Here is a 16463-nt window from a genome sequence, read left to right as displayed (position 1 = left end):
GTGCTGGGGTCGGTGGGGCTCGGCGGCCTGGTCCTTTCGGGCAAGGCGGTCACGCCGGACTTCGGCAGGCTTTCTCCATTGAAGGGATTCGGGCGCATGTTTTCGGTCACCGGCCTGGCCGAGCTCGGCAAGGCGCTGCTGAAGGTGGCGGTGCTGGGAGGCGTGGCGGGCCTGCTCGTGTGGCACGGCGTGCACGGCTGGCTGTCCCTGGCGCTGCCCTCGGTGCCGCGCGCCCTGTCCCAGCTCGCCGGGATGCTGTCCAACCACGCGCTGGCCCTGGCCGGCGCGCTGTTCGTCATCGCGGCCGCCGACGTGCCCCTGCAATGGTGGCAGCACCACAAGAACCTGCGCATGACGCTGCAGGAAGCCAAGCAGGAAAACAAGGAAACCGAAGGCGATCCGCACGTCAAAGGGCGGATACGGCAACTGCAGCGCGACCGGGCACGCGCGCGGATGATGCAGGCGGTGCCGACTGCCGACGTGGTCGTGACCAACCCTTCGCACTACGCGGTCGCCCTGAAGTACGAGGAAGGGCGGATGAGTGCGCCTCGCGTGGTGGCCAAGGGCACGGACGCCGTCGCGGCCCGCATCCGCGAGATCGCGCGCGAGCACCGGGTGGCCGTGGTGGAGAGCCCGAAGCTGGCCCGCGCCTTGTATCGTCATGCCGAAGTGGACCAGGAAGTGCCAGTGGCCCTGTACCGCGCCGTGGCCCAGGTGCTGGCCTACGTCTATCAGCTGCGCGACTATGTCTCCGGGCCGCTGCCCGAGCTCAAGCCGGTGGAGGTACCGGCCGGCTGGGACCCGCTCGATGAGGCCCCGCTCCGCAAGGGAGGCCGTGCATGATCGGTCGCAGCCTGAAGGTCGGCGGGCTGGAGTTCAACGCATCGCAGCTGCGCGAGCTCGGCATGCCCGCCTTCATCCTGCTGGTGCTGGGCATGATGCTGCTGCCCCTGCCGCCGCTGGTGCTGGACCTGCTGTTCACCTTCAACATCGCGGTGTCGCTGCTGGTGCTGATGGTGTCCGTCTATACCAGGCGGCCGCTGGATTTCGCGGTGTTTCCCAGCGTGATCCTGGTGACGACGCTGCTGCGGCTTTCGCTCAACGTCGCCTCGACGCGCGTCGTGCTGCTCAACGGCCACGCCGGGCCGGATGCCGCGGGCAAGGTCATCGAGGCCTTCGGCCAGTTCCTCGTGGGCGGAAATTTCGCCGTGGGCGTGGTGGTGTTCCTGGTGCTGGTCATCATCAACTTCGTCGTCATCACCAAGGGCGCGGGCCGCATCGCGGAAGTGTCGGCGCGCTTCACGCTCGATGCCATGCCCGGCAAGCAGATGGCCATCGACGCCGACCTGAACGCGGGCCTGATCGACGAAGCCACCGCGCGCAAGCGCCGCGCCGACGTGGCGCAGGAAGCCGATTTCTACGGCGCGATGGACGGCGCCTCCAAGTTCGTGCGCGGCGATGCCATCGCCGGCATCCTGATTCTTTTCGTCAATATCATCGGCGGCCTGTTGATCGGCGTGGGGCAGCACGGGCTCAGTTTCTCCGAAGCAGGGCGCGCGTATGTCCTGCTCTCCATCGGGGACGGCCTGGTGGCCCAGGTTCCAGCGCTCCTGGTGTCCATCGCCGCCGGCCTGATCGTGTCCCGGGTCGGCGAGGGCGAGGACATCGGCACCGAAGTCGGCAAACAGCTGCTCGGCACGCCGCAGGCCGTGGGGCTGTCGGCGGGGATCGTCGGCATGCTGGGGTTGGTGCCGGGTATGCCCAATTTCTCGTTCCTCGTCCTGGCCACCGGGCTCGGCGCGTTGTCTTGGTATCTGGCGCGTCGCCGCAAGCAGCAGGCGCAGCGCGAAGCCGCGCCCGCGGCCCCGGCCGGGCCGGTCGAGCCACAAGAGGCCAGCTGGGAAGACGTCACGCCCGTCGATACGGTGGGGCTGGAGGTGGGCTACCGGCTGATTCCGCTGGTGGACAAGACCGGCGACGGCGACCTGCTCAAGCGCATCAAGGCGCTGCGCAAGAAGTTCGCGCAAGACGTGGGTTTCCTGCCGGCGGCGGTGCACATCCGCGACAACCTCGAGCTGCGGCCCGGCGGTTACCGCATCACGCTCAAGGGCGTGGCCATCGGCGAGGGCGAAGTGCAGACCGGCGGATTCCTCGCCATCAACCCCGGCCGCGTCACGCGCGAGGTGCCGGGCACGCCCACCCGCGACCCGGCCTTCGGCCTGCCGGCGATGTGGATCGACGCCGCGACCCGCGAAGCGGCGCAGGCAGCGGGCTATACGGTGGTCGACGTCGGCACCGTCATCGCCACGCACCTGTCGCACCTGTTGCACAGCCATGCGGCCGATCTCTTGGGCCGCGCGGAACTGCAGGCGCTGTGCGATCACTTCTCTCGCAGCGCGCCCAAGCTGCTCGAAGACCTGGTGCCCAAGCTGATCTCCATGGCGACGCTGCAGCGCGTGCTGCAATCTCTGCTCGACGAAGGCGTCCACATACGCGACATGGGCACCATCGTCGAAACCTTGTCCGAGCACGCCGTCCACACCCAGGATCCTGTGGAGCTGGTCGGTGCCGTGCGCGTGGCACTGGGACGCGCCATCACGCAGAACATCTTCGGCGCCCATGGCGAGATCGACGTGTTGGCGCTGGATCCCGAACTCGAGCGCATCTTGCGCACCATCAGCCCGAAGGCGGGCGAGATCGGCGCGATCGAGCCCGGGCTCGCCGAACGCCTCCTGCACGAGGCAGCGGCGGCGGTCGAGAAGATGGATGCGGTGGGCAAGCCCGCCGCGCTGCTGGTGCCGGATCAGTTGCGGCTTGCCCTGGCGCGGTTCTTCCGGCGTTCCGTGCCGCGCCTGAAGGTCCTGGCACATTCCGAAATTCCCGAATCTCGTCTCATCCGCGTCGCGATGACGCTGGGAGGACGTTGAGCATGTCCCCTTTCATTCGCCTGCAGGGATTGACCCCATGAAGTTCCGCAAATTCATCGCTGCCACCACGCGGGATTGCCTGCGCATGATGCGCGAAGCGCTGGGGGCGGATGCCTTGATCGTCTCCACCCGCCGTACGAGCGCCGGCGTGGAAGTGGTCGGCATACGCGCCCAGGACATGCCGCTCGCCGAGGATCCCGCCGTTGATGCCGGCACGCCCGCGGCATCCGCGCCCGCGCAGGAGCAGCCGGCCCCGGCCGCAGCCACCGCGCCGGCCTTGTGGGACGATATGGAAGAAGAGTCCGTGCGCCTGTCGCCGGCGGCCCGCGTGCTGGCCCAGCATGAGGAAAAAGAGCACGCGTCCCGCCCTGCGGTGCCGCCATCCCCGACGGCGGAAGCGGTGCCCTTGGCCAGTTGGCCGCGCGTCGATGCGGCCGAGATTCCGCACCTGGTGCGCGGCAGCGGCGAGTTTGCCGACCAGGCGCATGCCATGGCAGTGGCGGCGGCCGAGCGCGAGACCGCCAAGCCGGTGCTGCGTCTCGGGGCGCCACGCGGGGAGGCGGAGAAGCGCGCGCCGCACCGGAGCGGGCCAAAGCCTTCGGGCGTGCAGGTGGCGCATCGCGCCGCCGCACCGTCGCGGCTCGATGAACAGGACCGCGAAGAGCTGGCCAGCCGCGTGGCCGAACCCATCGTCAGCGAAATGCGCTCGATGCGCGACTGGCTGGCTCACCAAATGGATGCCATGGCGTGGCGCGACAGTGCGCAGCGCCAACCGCTGCGGCGCGAAATATGGCGCCGCATGGTCGATTGCGGATTCACCCCGGAGCTCGCCCGCTCCGTGGCCACCCATTTGCCGGCCTCCCATGCGCCGGAAGAGGGCGAGCGTTGGCTGGCCGAGGTCCTGGTGCGCAATCTTGCATGCGTCGATGCGCAGGCCAACATCGTGGAGCAGGGTGGGCGCTATGCCATCGTCGGGCCAACCGGCGTGGGCAAGACCACCACCGCGGCTAAGATCGCCGCCCATTGCGTCGTCAAGTACGGCGCCGGGTCGCTGGGCCTGATCTCGACCGACCAGCAGCGCATCGGGGCGGTGGACCAGCTCCGTACCTTTGGCCGCATGCTCGGCGTGGAGGTTTACGTTGCGCGCGGCGGCAGCGAGCTGGAAGTACTCTTGGGCAGTATGGCCGACCGCCGGCTCGTTCTCATCGATACCGCGGGCGTGAGCCAGCGCGACGCGCAGATCGGCGAGCACCTGCGCGTGCTAGACGCCGAAGGCGTGCAACGCCTGCTGGTGGTTCCGGGCGGCTCCCATGCCGAACAGGCCGAGGACATCGTGCGGGCCTATTCGGCCGGTGGGCTGGCGGGCATGATCGTCTCCAAGCTGGACGAAGCGGTGCGCCTGGGCGGTGTGCTGGACGCGGCGATCCGCCACCGGGTGCCGCTGCACTACATGACCAACGGGCAGCGCGTGCCCGAAGACATCCACGCGGCCAATGCGCGCCTGCTCGTGCATCGTGCCCTGCGGGCGCGCAACGCCCGGGTGTTCGCGCTGGAAGCGGAAGAGCTCGAATGGGCGATGGCGGCGCCCGCGCCAGCATGGCAGCCCTCTGCGCCATCGCAGACCGCAGCGGCCTAATTCATGACGCATCGCATCCCCACCGACGAATTTTTGCGGCGAGAAACGAATGTATACGCGTGAAGGAACCCTGGCGCGCGAGATGAACATCGAGCAGTACGTGCCGCTGGTCAGGCGCATGGCGCATCACATGGTGGCGCGCCTGCCCGCGAGCGTGCAGATCGAAGACCTGATGCAGGCCGGGATGCTGGGGCTGCTCGATGCCCTCGGACGCTTCGAGGAAGGGCTGGGGGCGCAGTTCGAAACGTACGCAACGCAGCGCATACGCGGCGCCATGCTGGATGAACTGCGCCGGGGCGACTGGCTGCCGCGCGGCGTGCGCCAGGTCCAGCGCAAGATCGAAGCCGCGATGCATCGCTGCGAACACCAGCTGGGCCGCGCGCCGACGGATGCCGAGATGGCTGCGGCCATGGAAGTGAGCCTGGCCGAATACCAGCAGATGCTGGCCGAGGCACGCGGCGTGCAGCTGTACTACTACGAAGACTTCGACGGCGACGACGACGCGGACGGCTATCTCGAGCGGCATGTACCGGTCGACGACAGCAGCGATCCGCACCTTCGCCTGTCCGACCAGCGCTTCCGCGAAGCCGTCGTACAGGGCATCGAGCGCCTGCCCGAGCGCGAAAAGCTCGTCATGGGCATGTATTACGAGCAGGAGATGAACTTCAAGGAAATCGCGGCGGTGCTGGGCGTGACTGAGTCGCGCATATGCCAGCTCCATTCGCAGGCCGTTTCGCGCCTGCGCACGCGGTTGAAGGATTGGAGTCGCTAGCCGTGCCCAAGCCTAGCGGGAGAGCTGGCCGCTGCTCGAATAGGAAAGCTCGGCACCGCTGAGCTGGGCCAGGGCGGCCAGCCGCGCCGAGGCGGCGGCGGTGTTGAGGGTGGAGAGCTCCGCTGCGATCTTGATCGGTTCAAGGATGGCCGCGAGCCGCGCCTGCCAGCCCTCGCGCACGTGGGGCTCCGCAGCCTGCAGGGAGGGAAGGGCATGGGGGAGGGCGCGCTGCACCTCCAGTATTCGTAGGCTCAAGGCCTGGGTGGCTTGGTCGATGCGGTTCGTGTCGCGGCCCGTGACGGCCTCGCTCAGCGCCTGGGCGGCAAAGGCGCAGCGGTCCACGACGGCGGAGAATTCCTCGAGCCTCATGCCTTGTGTGCGAGGGCGCGTTCGATTTCCAAGAGGCGGTCGGCCACGGCTTCGGCGTTGACGGTGAATTCGCCGTTGCGTATGGCCTGCTTGATGCGTTCGACCTGCTCCGCATTGAAAGGGACTTCACCCGCGCCGGGCTGGCCGGTGGCCAGCTGCGAGAGCTGGACCAGGGATTCCGCCGGGCCGGAGGCCGCGGGCTGGGCGGGCACGGCGTGACGGGCTTCCGCGGCCGCAGCAGGGCGCGAAACCTTGACCGATTCGGGACCCTTAGGGGTGATCTTCACGATGATGTTCCATCCGGTTGCCGTTGCAGACAGGCGCACCTGTCTTGGGCGATAAGCCCTTATCGGCGCATTCGGGGGAAAACTTTAGCACCGGGGCCGTGCGGCACCGAAGGCGGACGCAACAGAATGTAAGCGGGATGGGGTTAGAGATTGACCTCGATCTCGCGGTCTTCCCGCAGGATGCCTGCTACCGTGCGCCCGGTGTCGAGCTGGACCCGGGCAGGCTGGCCGGGCCGGGCGGCATGGAGCATTTTGCCGGAAGCCTTGATGGTGAACCCGACCCCGCTCAGCACGACCTGCACCGGGTCGCCAGGCCCGAGCTGCGAGCGCGACTGCAGGGCCGCGGGCGGAATGGGCTCGCCTGCCTTGAGGGGGCGGGTCGTCGTCGCGCCTTCCAGTTGAAGCGGGTCGGTCATCACGCCGCGCGGCCAGGCGGCGATGTTCACTTCCGCGAGTGACCAGTCGTTTTCGCGCAAGACGGTGCCCGCGGGCAGCGGCCGGTTGGGAACCGGTACCGGTACGTATACCGAGACTTCGGCGGGAATGCGCACTTGCCAGGGTTGTTGCGCGCAGCGCATGCCAATGGCGGTCTTGCCCAGGGGCCGGCCGCCGGGCGGGAGGAAGACCTGGGGTGAGCACGGCGCTTGGGCAAGCCGTTCGGCCGCCTGTCCGGATATCTGGATGTCGATGCGCCCGCCCAGGGCGCCGGCGGCGGAGGCGGCACGCGCTTCGAGCAGCTTGCGTCCCCGTTCGATGAGCTCGGGCGCAGTGCCCGGTTCAGCCCACGCCGGCGAGGCGCCGATCGAGGTCAGGACGAGGGCGAGGGCCGCGGCGCAGCCGGAGCGTTTCATGGAATGGCAGCCTTTTTCCTAAGCAAAGGGGCGGTGGAGGAAAACTCTAGCGCGCGTGGACGGGAAGGAAGGGAAAAACAAGAACGGAAAAGGTGGCTTACTCCCGCTTTCCCCGTGACGGGGAACGCGAATAATGGCCAGACCTGCGAAAGGCTTTACCGCCTCACGCGTGTACAGGAGGTCATGTGATCAGCCGCATCGGCGAAGAACTGATGTTCAACGCGCAAGCCCTGACGCTGCGCGCCCAGCGCCAGGAGGTTTTGGCGTCCAACCTGGCCAATGCCGAGACGCCCAATTACAAGGCGCGGGATTTCGATTTCGGCGCTGCGCTGCGCGCGGCGACCGGCACGCCCGAGCCGGACGCTTCGCTCGCGCCCTTGCGCATGGCCACGACCAACGCCCGCCACCTTCGGGGCGAGGCCAGCGCCGGCTTGCCCGTGGCGCTCCAATACCGCACGCCCGCCCAGGCATCCATCGACGGCAACACCGTCGATCCCGACCTGGAGCGTACGCGTTTCGCCGACAACGCGCTGCGCTATGACGCGGCGCTGCGCATGCTGAACGGGCAGATCCAGACCCTCCAGCGCGCCATCCAGAACAATTGAGATCGAGCGAGGCTGTCGCAACATGTCCATGAACAAAGTTTTCGAGATCGCCGGCACGGCGCTCGTCGCCAACAGCCAGCGCCTGAACGCCGTGGCGAGCAACCTGGCCAATGCCGAAAGCGTGAGCGGCCCCGATGGCGAGGTGTACCGCGCCCGCAAGGTCGTATTCGAGTCTTACCTCGTCCCGGGTGGCACGGACGGCGCCAGGGGCGTGCGCGTGCGCGAGGTCGTGACCGACCCGTCGCCTCCCAAGCGCATCTATGACCCCCGGCACCCCATGGCTGATGCAGAAGGCTACGTCAGCATGCCCAACGTGGAGGTCGTGGACGAGATGGTGGACATGATCGCCGCCTCGCGCGCCTATCAAACCAACGTCGAGGTCATGAACACGGCGAAGACCTTGATGCAGAAAACCCTGACCCTCGGCAGTTAAGGAATCGCCATGGCCGTATCCAGCATTACCGGCAGCAACCTCGCCACATCCGGCAATTCGCTCAGCGCAACGTCCGCCGAAGAGCTGTCGAACCGCTTCCTCACCATGCTGACTGCGCAGATGCGCAATCAGGACCCGCTCAATCCGCTGGACAACGCCGAACTGACCTCGCAGCTCGCGCAGATCAGCACCGTCTCCGGCATCAGCCAGCTCAATACCACCATGCAGTGGCTGGGCTACAGCCTGGGCAGCCTCCAGGCCACGCAGGCCGCTACGCTCATTGGGCGCAAGGTCATGCTCTCGGGCGATGACCTCACCCTCGCGGACGGCAAGGCCGAGGGTGGCTACGTGCTCAGCATTCCGGTGGAGAAAGCCGAGCTCGTCATCAAGAACGCCGATGGCGTCGAGGTCGCGCGTCGCAGCCTGGACAAAGTCGACGCAGGCGTGCACCGGTTCACCTGGGACGGCAAGGACGGCAAGGGCAATACGCTGCCCGACGGGGAATACAAGTTCGAGGTCCAGGTGGGCGAAGGCGCGCAGGTCGGCGCGGCGCCGCCGCTCACTGTGTCCGAGATCACCTCGGTGCGCCCCTCGGCGGGCGCCACCACCGTCGTCGACGCCAAGGGCAACGTCGTCAACCTGTCGGACGTCTACCAGGTCTGGTAGCGGCGCGACCGCCCACGCTTCATTTTCCGGATACAGCATCACACAGCAAGGAACCCGTCATGAGTTTCCAGCAGGCACTGAGCGGCCTGAATGCCGCCAGCAAAAATCTCGACGTGATCGGCAACAACGTCGCCAACGCCAATACCGTGGGTTTCAAGGCGTCGCGCGCGGAGTTCGCCGACGTGTACGCGTCCACGGTGATGGGGACTTTCTCCAACAACATAGGCATAGGCACCAAGCTCAACGCCGTCTCGCAGATCTTCACGCAGGGCGCGATCTCGGTCACCTCCAATCCGTTCGACGTCGCGATCTCCGGCGAAGGCTTTTTCCGGATGGACAACAACGGGAGCATCGTCTATTCGCGCAATGGCCAGTTCCACTTGGATGCGAACGGTTATCTCGTCAATGCCAACGGGCTGCGCCTGACCGGCTACGCGGCTGACGAAAACGGCAACATCAACGCCGCGGCGCCCCAGCCGCTGCGGCTGACGGTCAGCTCCATCGAGGCGCGGGGCACGACCGAGGTCGTACAGGGGGCGGTCCTCGATTCGCGTTCACCGGTCATCGACCGGGCCACCACGCCGTTCGACCCGAACGATTCGACTACCTACACCCACGCCACTTCCATTGCGATCTACGATTCCCTGGGCAACACCCATACGCTGTCTACGTTCTACGTGAAGCGCGGGCCGGGCGAATGGGACGTCTACACGGCGCTCAATGGCACGACCACGCCCGATCCGGATGACCCCTCCCTGCCCGGCGTCCATACCTTGTTCTTCGACGCGGCTGGCAAGATCGACCTGGACAAGACCGATGGCCGCGGCGTGTTCAACGTCCGCGTGGACGGGGCGACCCTCGGCACCGGCGCCACTGACCTAGAGTTCGAATACAACCTGGTGGCCACCTCCCAGACTGGCCAGGCATTCAGCAACGAGCTGCAGCGCCAGAACGGCTATACCTCGGGGCGCCTGACCAGCTTCACGATCGACGAGAATGGCGTGCTCAAGGCCAATTACTCGAACCAGCAGTCGCGCGCGCAAGGGCAGATCGTGCTGGTGTCTTTCGTCAACCCCCAGGGGCTGGTGCCCGCCGGCGGCAACAACTTCCTCGAGACCATGCTCTCGGGCACGCCGCGCCTGGGCGTGCCGGGGTCGAGCAACTTCGGCACGGTCGTGTCGGGCGCGCTCGAAGACGCCAACGTCGACCTGACGGCCGAACTGGTCAACATGATCACCGCCCAACGCGTCTACCAGGCAAACGCCCAGTCCATCAAGACCCAGGACTCGGTGATGCAGACCCTGGTCAACATGCGCTGACGGATAGCGAGCGATCATGGACAGAGCCCTCTACATCGCGGCGACCGGCGCGCGCGAACTGATGCGGCGGCAGGACGTTCAGACCAACAACCTCTCGAACGCGCTGACTCCCGGTTTCCGTGCGGAGATCGCGGCGCAGCGCACTGCGCCCGTGGTGGGCGGGCCCGGCCTGCGCACGCGCGCCTACGCCGTGGAGTCCACGCCGGGCGCCGACATGTCGCCCGGCGCGATGATGGCAACCGGGCGCGAACTCGACGTGGCGGTGCAGGGCGACGGCTGGTTCGCGGTCCGCACGGCAGACGGCGGCGAGGCGTACACCCGGGCCGGCAGCTTCCAGACCACGCCCGACGGCATGCTGGTGGATGCCGCGGGGCGCCCGGTGCTGGATCCCAATGGCGAGTTCATCATGATCCCGCCCGACGCGAAGGTGCAGGTCAATACCGACGGCTCGATCTCCACCGTGCCCGAGGTGGACCGCGTGATGGCGGCGCAGGTCGGCAATCTCAAGCTGGTCAACCCGCCTGCCGCCGCGCTCGAGCGTAGCCCCGACGGCTTGTTCCGGCTGAGGGACGGCGGCGTCGCGCCGCATGCCGAGGAGGTGAGGGTAGCCGGTGGCATGCTCGAGGGCAGCAACGTGAACGCCGTGGGCACGCTGGTCGAGATGATCGCCGCCGCGCGGCACTACGACATGCAGGTGCAGCTCATGCAGAACAGCGAGCAGAATCAGCGCGCGGCCACGCAAATCCTCTCCATGAGCTAGCGGCTCTGGGCGGGCAACGTTTTTCTAGACATTCGGAAGTAGGTAGCAGTGCGGCAAGCGCCGCGATAAAGGACAAGCATCATGATGCGTTCGCTCTGGATCGCCAAGACCGGCCTGGATGCGCAGCAGACTCAGCTAGACGTGATCTCGAACAACCTGGCCAACGTGAGCACCAACGGCTACAAGCGCTCGCGCGCGGTGTTCGAGGACCTCCTCTACCAGACCATGCGGCCGGCGGGCACGCAGACGACGCAGCAGAACCAGGTACCCGCGGGCCTGACGCTGGGCACGGGTTCACGGCCGGTCGCGACGGTGCGCAATTATTCGCAGGGTGCGCTGCAGCAGACCGACAGCAGCTTCGACTTGGCCATCAACGGCGCCGGCTTCTTCCAGGTCCAACTGCCAGACGGCACGCTGGCCTATACGCGCGACGGCAGTTTCCAGATCGACAGCCAGGGCCAGCTTGTCACCAACAACGGCCTGGTGATTGATCCGGGCATCGTCGTGCCAGAGGGCGTGAAGGAGGTCGCCATCGGCCAGGACGGCGTCGTGACCGCGACCCTGCCTGGCCAGACCCAGCCCGTGCAGCTCGGCCAATTGCAGTTGGCCACCTTCATCAATCCGGCCGGCCTGCAGCCCATGGGCCAGAACCTGTTCACGGAAACCGCGGCCTCGGGTGTTCCGGTCGTGAACGTGCCGGGCACCAACGGCGCGGGCCTGATCAACCAGGGGTACGTCGAGGCTTCCAACGTCAACGTGGTCGAGGAGCTGGTGGGCATGATCCAGACCCAGCGCGCCTACGAGATCAATTCGCGCGCGATCTCCACCTCCGACCAGATGTTGCAGCGCATTTCGCAGCTCTGAGGCGCAGGCGCATGATCGAGGCATTCAGCGTGAAGATCGCGCGCGTGGCGGCGCGGGCCGCCGCCCTGGCTGCGGCATGCATGCTCGCCGCCTGTTCCACGCCCAAGGTGGACATCGACGAGCAGACGACGGCACGGCCGGTGGACCCCGTGGTTTTCAACGCCAATCGCCGCCCCACGGGCGGCATCTTCAGCACCGCGCCGACGTACCGCCCGCTGTTCGAAGACGTGCGGGCGCGCAACGTCGGCGACACCCTGGTCGTGCGCCTGGAAGAGCACATCAATTCGACCCAGCGCAACAACACCTCTGCGCAGCGCACGGCATCGACCTCTGTCGGATTGCCAACCATCAACCGCCTGCCCGGCGCCGGTGCGCTGCGCGGGCTGGGCCTCGAAGGCGGAAGCGACAACAAGTTCAATGCGCGCGGCGAGACCGGCGCTTCTAACATTTTGTCCGGGACGATCGCGGTCACGGTGGTCGAGGTGTTGCCCAACGGCAACCTGCGCGTGGCGGGAGAAAAGCAGATCGGCACCAACCGCGAAACCGAGCGCGTGCGCTTCTCCGGCGTGGTCAACCCGGCCCACATCGTCGGAGGGAACTCCGTCAGCTCCACCCAGGTTGCCGATGCGCGCATCGAGTATCGCGGCCAGGGCGCCATCAGTGAAGCCCAGACCGTGGGTTGGCTGTCGCGCTTCTTCTTCTCGTTCCTGCCGTTCTGAATGGGGCGATGATGGATTGCCGTTTTCGTTTCCGTTTCTGCATCATCCGGTTCCTGGTGCTCGCCTCGTGCGCATGGCTGCCGTTCACGCCCGTGGCGCAAGCAGCACGCGTCAAAGACCTCGCCACCGTACAGGGCGTGCGCAACAACCAGCTCGTGGGCTACGGGCTGGTCGTGGGCTTGGACGGCACGGGCGACCAGACGACGCAGACGCCTTTCACCACGCAGTCGCTGATGTCCATGCTGTCCAACCTGGGCATCAATGTTCCGCCGGGCACGCGCCTGCAGCTCAAGAACGTGGCGGCGGTCATGGTCACGGCGACCCTGCCGCCGTTTGCGCAGCCCGGCCAGCAGCTCGACGTCACCGTGAGCTCCATGGGCAACGCGAAATCGCTGCGCGGCGGCACCTTGCTGATGACGCCCCTGAAAGGGTTGGACGGGCAGGTCTATGCCATCGCCCAAGGCAGCGTCTCGGTAGGCGGCGCAGGCGCATCGGCGGCGGGCAGCCGGACGCAGGTCAATCATTTGAGCGCCGGTCGCATTCCGTCCGGTGCAACGGTCGAGCGCGAAGTGCCGACGCCGTTTTCCGACGACGGCGTCTTGCGCCTGGAGCTGACGACGGCCGATTTTTCCACGGCGCGTGCCATGGCGGATGCGATCAACCGCAACTTCGGCGCGGGCACGGCCACGGCGCTCGACGGCCGCGTCATCGAACTGCGCGCGCCGTCCCTGCCGGATGAGCGGGTCGCATTCATGGCGCAGGTCGAGAATCTCGAGGTGGCAGGCAGCCGGGCGCCGGCGCGCGTGGTGATCAATGCGCGGACGGGGTCGGTCGTGATGAACCAGAGCGTGCGCCTTGCGCCCGTGGCGGTGGCGCACGGCAACCTGAGCGTCTCGGTCAGCGCCACGCCCGTCATCAGCCAGCCTGCGCCATTCTCGGGCGGACAGACCGTGGTGACGCAGCGAGCCGACATCGAGGTCAAGCAGGCGGGCGGGCAAATCGTTCACCTGGATGGCGGGGCACAGCTGGCCGACGTGGTCAAGGCGCTCAACATGCTGGGGGCGACGCCGCAAGACCTGATTTCGATCCTCCAGGCCCTCAAGACCGCCGGCGCGTTGACCGCCGAATTGGAGATCATCTGATGCGCAAGCTCGAAGGGGCCGCGGCAAGCCTGGCCGTCGATGCACGCTCGCTGGAAAGCCTCAAGCAGCAGGCGCGCCGCGACCAATCCGGTGCGGTACGCCAGGCGGCGCGCCAGTTCGAGGCGCAGTTTGCGCAGATGCTGTTGAATCAAATGCGCCAGACGTCCATGGCCGGCAATGGGGCACTGGCGCAGGCGCTCAACAGCCCCGCCTCGCAAACCTGGCGCGGCATGCTCGACCAGCAACTGGCGCAGGCGCTGGCCGGGACCGGCAAGCAGGGCACCATGCCGGAGCGCAGCGGCCTGGGGCTGGCGGACATGCTGGAGAAGCAACTGACCCGACGGACGGTCTCCCCGGAGTCCCTGCGCCGGACCGGCCTGCCTTTGTCCATGTCGACACTGGAGCTGGCGCGCGGCCGCGCGGTCGGTACGCCAACGACGGCGACGAGCGGCATGATAGGCGGCGTCGACGCTTCGGCGTTGACCGGGGCCGCCGCACCGATGCGCCGCATCCAGAACGGCAGGTTCGGGGCGCAGGCTGCCTATGCGGCCGCAGCGCCGGCTAGGCCCGCTCCCGCCTTGGCCGCGCAGGCTTCCACGGAAGACGTCCGGGCCGAGTTCCTGGGCAGGTTCCTGCCCGCGGCCAAGCGTGCAGAGGCGGCCACCGGCATTCCCGCCGCCTACATCCTGGGGCAGGCGGCGCTCGAGTCGGGCTGGGGAAGGCACGAGATCCGCGGTCCGAACGGGGAGCCCAGTCGCAATCTGTTCGGCATCAAGGCCACGGGCTGGGGCGGGCGCACGGTGCGTGCGCGTACCACGGAGTATCGCGACGGAGCGGCCGAACGGGTGATGGCCGAATTCCGAGCCTACGATTCCTACGAGCAAGCTTTCGAAGACTACGCCCGCCTTCTGGCTTCCAATCCGCGCTACGCCAAGGTGCTGCGTTCGGCGGGCAGTGCCGAGCAGTTCGCGCAAGGGCTGCAGCGCGCCGGCTACGCGACCGACCCGCGCTATGCCGAAAAGCTGGGCAGCACCATCCGGCGTGCCATGCAAATCGTCATCTAGCGGCGCACCCGTACGCGGTTCGATGAGGGCAGGCGCCGCGTATCCTCAAGCTTTGCCCGGTACGTCCGTTAAGTGATATATCGCTGCGCGCCTCGACTGCGCGCGTCAGGCAGTCCGCATACGAACATGACCACGACCATCGCCAACATCGCACTATCAGGATTGCGCGCCTCGCAGGCGGGCCTGGCGGTCACCGCCAATAACATCTCCAACCAGGGCACGCCAGGCTATTCCCGGCAGCAGGTCGTCCTGCAGTCGGCCCGGTCCAGCTTCAGCGGCGGAGCGTATCTCGGCCAGGGCGTGGACGTGGTCACCGTGCAGCGCGCCTACAACGAATTCCTCACCGCCCAGGCGAGCCAGTCGGCATCGGCGCTGAGTTACCTCAGCACCTATTCCGACCAGATGAGCGGGCTCATCAACCGGCTCGGTACGCCAGACACCGGCATCAACCAGAGCCTGAACGATTTGTACACCGCCATCAGCCGCTTCAGCCAGAACCCGAACGAGAACGCCTCGCGCCAAGGCGCGCTGGCCGCGGCGCAAGCGGCGGCGACGCGTTTCCGCACTGTGAGCGAAGACCTCGCCACGCTCGGGCAGGGCATCGGCAACCAGGCCGCGGCCACCGTTGGCCAGATCAACCAGCTCGCGCAGAGCATCGCCACCTACAACGCGAAGATCAACGAGGGCTACGCCGCCGGCAACGGCCAGGCCCCGAACGACTTGCTGGACCAGCGCGACGTGCTGCTGCGCGAGCTGGGCAAGCTGGTCGGCATCACGACCAGCGTGCAAGGTTCCAGCGTGAATGTGTACCTGAGCAATGGGCAGCCCCTGGTCCTGGATCACCTCGCGTCGGAAATGCAGATCGACACCCAGGATCCGCATGCTTCCTCCGGGATCCGGCTCTCGCTCAAGGTCGGGGGCTATGCCACCCCCCTGAACCGAAGCGATGTCGCGGGCGGCCAGCTCGGCGCGCTCCTGCAGTTCCGCGAGACCGAGCTCGCCCAGGCCCAGTCGGAGCTGGGGCGGCTTGCCATTGCGATGGTCTCGGCCTACAACCAGCAGCAACAGTTCGGCATCGACCTGTCCGGTCAGCCGGGGCAGGCCTTGTTCAAGCTGGGTAATCCGGTCGCCTTCGGTGCGCGCGGCAATGCCGGCGATGCGCGGGTGGCGGTGAGCATCGCGGATGCCCGGTCGCTCACGGGCAGCGACTACCAGCTGGCGCGGGTGGGTGACGAATATGTGGTGACGCGGCTCGACGACGGTGCCGAGTTTGGTCCGTTCTCGTCGCTGCCGCAGGACGTCGACGGCCTGCGCATCGGGCTCATCGCCGGCGACTTGGCCGATGGCGACACCTTCACCATCGAAGTGGCCAGCCAGGCGGCCGTGGGCCTGGAGGTGCTGCTTACCGACCCCGGCAAGCTGGCCGCCGCCGCGCCCATGCGCCTGGATGTCGCGGCCGGCAACGCAGGGACGGTCGTGGCCTCGCGGCTGCGTTCGGTGGAGTCGTCCAATATCGATTACGGCACCTCGATCACGGTGCGTTTTACATCCGCCTCTGGGTATGAACTGGTGGGCGAAGACGGCTCCGTGCTGTCGTCCGGCACCTTGCAGCCGCCGCAGCAGACCATCGCGTACAACGGCTGGGCCTTCGACGTGTCCGGCACGCCGGCTGCGGGCGACGTGATCACGGTCGTCGCCGATCCGGGAGATCCTTCTGGCGACAACCGCAACGCGCTGGCCCTGGCCGGGCTGGCCACCACCAAGATCGCCGGTGGCAGTACGTTGACCGATTCCTATGCCGCGTTGATCTCCCAGGTCGGCACGCGCGCGGCCTCGATCAACGTCAGCAAGGCGGCCCAGCAGGGCGCGTACGACCAAGCCGTCGCCGCCGAGCAATCGCTGGCGGGGGTCAACCTCGATGAAGAAGGCGCCAACCTCTTGCGTTATCAGCAGGCCTACGCGGCCGCCGGCAAGGTGCTCGGCCTGGCTTCCGAGCTGTTCGACCAGTTGTTGGCCGCCCTTCATTGACATCGCGCGGGGCACGACTAG

At 67.3% G+C, this 16463-nt stretch carries 17 protein-coding genes; 14 read left to right on the top strand and 3 right to left on the bottom strand.

From position 1 onward, the window contains the following. The 4 genes from flhB to IRZ12_RS00845 form a co-directional block, all read left to right on the top strand. Nucleotides 1–843: flagellar type III secretion system protein FlhB (gene flhB / locus IRZ12_RS00860; RefSeq protein WP_296463107.1), on the top strand; the 843-nt coding region annotated here is incomplete at its 5' end. After that, nucleotides 840–2927 (top strand): flagellar biosynthesis protein FlhA, encoded by a 2088-nt coding sequence (gene flhA / locus IRZ12_RS00855; protein WP_296463105.1) that lies wholly within the window; start codon nt 840–842, stop codon nt 2925–2927. The genes flhB and flhA, both read left to right, overlap by 4 nt. A 37-nt stretch (nt 2928–2964) precedes the next feature. Next, nucleotides 2965–4563 (top strand): flagellar biosynthesis protein FlhF, encoded by a 1599-nt coding sequence (flhF, locus tag IRZ12_RS00850; protein ID WP_296463103.1) that lies wholly within the window; start codon nt 2965–2967, stop codon nt 4561–4563. A gap of 49 nt (nt 4564–4612) precedes the next feature. Continuing rightward, the gene (locus tag IRZ12_RS00845; RefSeq protein ID WP_296463101.1) at nt 4613–5335 is read left to right on the top strand and encodes an RNA polymerase sigma factor FliA; all 723 of its coding nucleotides are present in this window, start codon (nt 4613–4615) and stop codon (nt 5333–5335) included. Between the two features lie 12 nt (nt 5336–5347). Here IRZ12_RS00845 and IRZ12_RS00840 read toward each other — a convergent pair whose 3' ends face one another. From IRZ12_RS00840 to flgA, 3 genes are all read right to left on the bottom strand, one after another. Then, nucleotides 5348–5704: a hypothetical protein gene (locus IRZ12_RS00840; protein ID WP_296463099.1), complete on the bottom strand. Its 357-nt coding sequence runs from the start codon at nt 5702–5704 to the stop codon at nt 5348–5350. Beyond that, a complete protein-coding gene (gene flgM / locus IRZ12_RS00835) occupies nt 5701–5991 on the bottom strand; it encodes a flagellar biosynthesis anti-sigma factor FlgM (protein WP_296463098.1) in 291 nt (96 codons plus the stop codon). Before flgM ends, IRZ12_RS00840 begins: the two co-directional genes overlap by 4 nt. A gap of 143 nt (nt 5992–6134) precedes the next feature. Beyond that, complete coding sequence (gene flgA, locus IRZ12_RS00830) at nt 6135–6842, bottom strand: flagellar basal body P-ring formation chaperone FlgA (RefSeq protein ID WP_296463095.1); 708 nt, start codon at nt 6840–6842, stop codon at nt 6135–6137. Between the two features lie 185 nt (nt 6843–7027). On the opposite strand from flgA, the gene flgB reads away from it, so the two are divergent. The 10 genes from flgB to flgK all read left to right on the top strand — a co-directional run bounded on the left by flgB (nt 7028) and on the right by flgK (nt 16442). Further along, complete coding sequence (gene flgB, locus IRZ12_RS00825; protein ID WP_296463093.1) at nt 7028–7447, top strand: flagellar basal body rod protein FlgB; 420 nt, start codon at nt 7028–7030, stop codon at nt 7445–7447. A gap of 22 nt (nt 7448–7469) precedes the next feature. Further along, nucleotides 7470–7880 (top strand): flagellar basal body rod protein FlgC, encoded by a 411-nt coding sequence (gene flgC / locus IRZ12_RS00820; protein WP_296463091.1) that lies wholly within the window; start codon nt 7470–7472, stop codon nt 7878–7880. Nucleotides 7881–7889: 9 nt separating this feature from the next. Then, nucleotides 7890–8546: a flagellar hook assembly protein FlgD gene (locus IRZ12_RS00815; protein ID WP_296463089.1), complete on the top strand. Its 657-nt coding sequence runs from the start codon at nt 7890–7892 to the stop codon at nt 8544–8546. Nucleotides 8547–8605: 59 nt separating this feature from the next. Continuing rightward, nucleotides 8606–9865 (top strand): flagellar hook protein FlgE, encoded by a 1260-nt coding sequence (flgE, locus tag IRZ12_RS00810; RefSeq protein WP_296463087.1) that lies wholly within the window; start codon nt 8606–8608, stop codon nt 9863–9865. Between the two features lie 16 nt (nt 9866–9881). Further along, nucleotides 9882–10625: a flagellar basal-body rod protein FlgF gene (flgF, locus tag IRZ12_RS00805; protein ID WP_296463086.1), complete on the top strand. Its 744-nt coding sequence runs from the start codon at nt 9882–9884 to the stop codon at nt 10623–10625. An 81-nt stretch (nt 10626–10706) separates the two neighbouring features. Beyond that, nucleotides 10707–11489, top strand: a complete 783-nt coding sequence (gene flgG, locus IRZ12_RS00800) for a flagellar basal-body rod protein FlgG (RefSeq protein ID WP_296463084.1) — start codon at nt 10707–10709, stop codon at nt 11487–11489. An 11-nt stretch (nt 11490–11500) separates the two neighbouring features. After that, nucleotides 11501–12208 (top strand): flagellar basal body L-ring protein FlgH, encoded by a 708-nt coding sequence (locus tag IRZ12_RS00795; RefSeq protein ID WP_296463082.1) that lies wholly within the window; start codon nt 11501–11503, stop codon nt 12206–12208. Nucleotides 12209–12219: 11 nt separating this feature from the next. Continuing rightward, nucleotides 12220–13350, top strand: a complete 1131-nt coding sequence (locus IRZ12_RS00790; RefSeq protein ID WP_296463111.1) for a flagellar basal body P-ring protein FlgI — start codon at nt 12220–12222, stop codon at nt 13348–13350. Next, entirely contained in the window at nt 13350–14414 is a 1065-nt protein-coding gene (flgJ, locus tag IRZ12_RS00785; RefSeq protein ID WP_296463080.1) for a flagellar assembly peptidoglycan hydrolase FlgJ, read from the top strand. Before IRZ12_RS00790 ends, flgJ begins: the two co-directional genes overlap by 1 nt. 126 nt (nt 14415–14540) lie before the next feature. Next, nucleotides 14541–16442 carry a flagellar hook-associated protein FlgK gene (gene flgK / locus IRZ12_RS00780; RefSeq protein WP_296463078.1) on the top strand — a complete coding sequence of 634 codons (1902 nt, stop codon included), beginning with the start codon at nt 14541–14543 and terminating at the stop codon, nt 16440–16442. Nucleotides 16443–16463: the final 21 nt, after the last annotated feature.

Source organism: Pigmentiphaga sp. (genome assembly GCF_019689535.1).
In the GTDB taxonomy this organism is placed as follows: domain Bacteria; phylum Pseudomonadota; class Gammaproteobacteria; order Burkholderiales; family Burkholderiaceae_B; genus Pigmentiphaga.
Note: the sequence above shows the minus strand (reverse complement) of the source record. Positions and strands in the feature narration are given on the sequence as shown.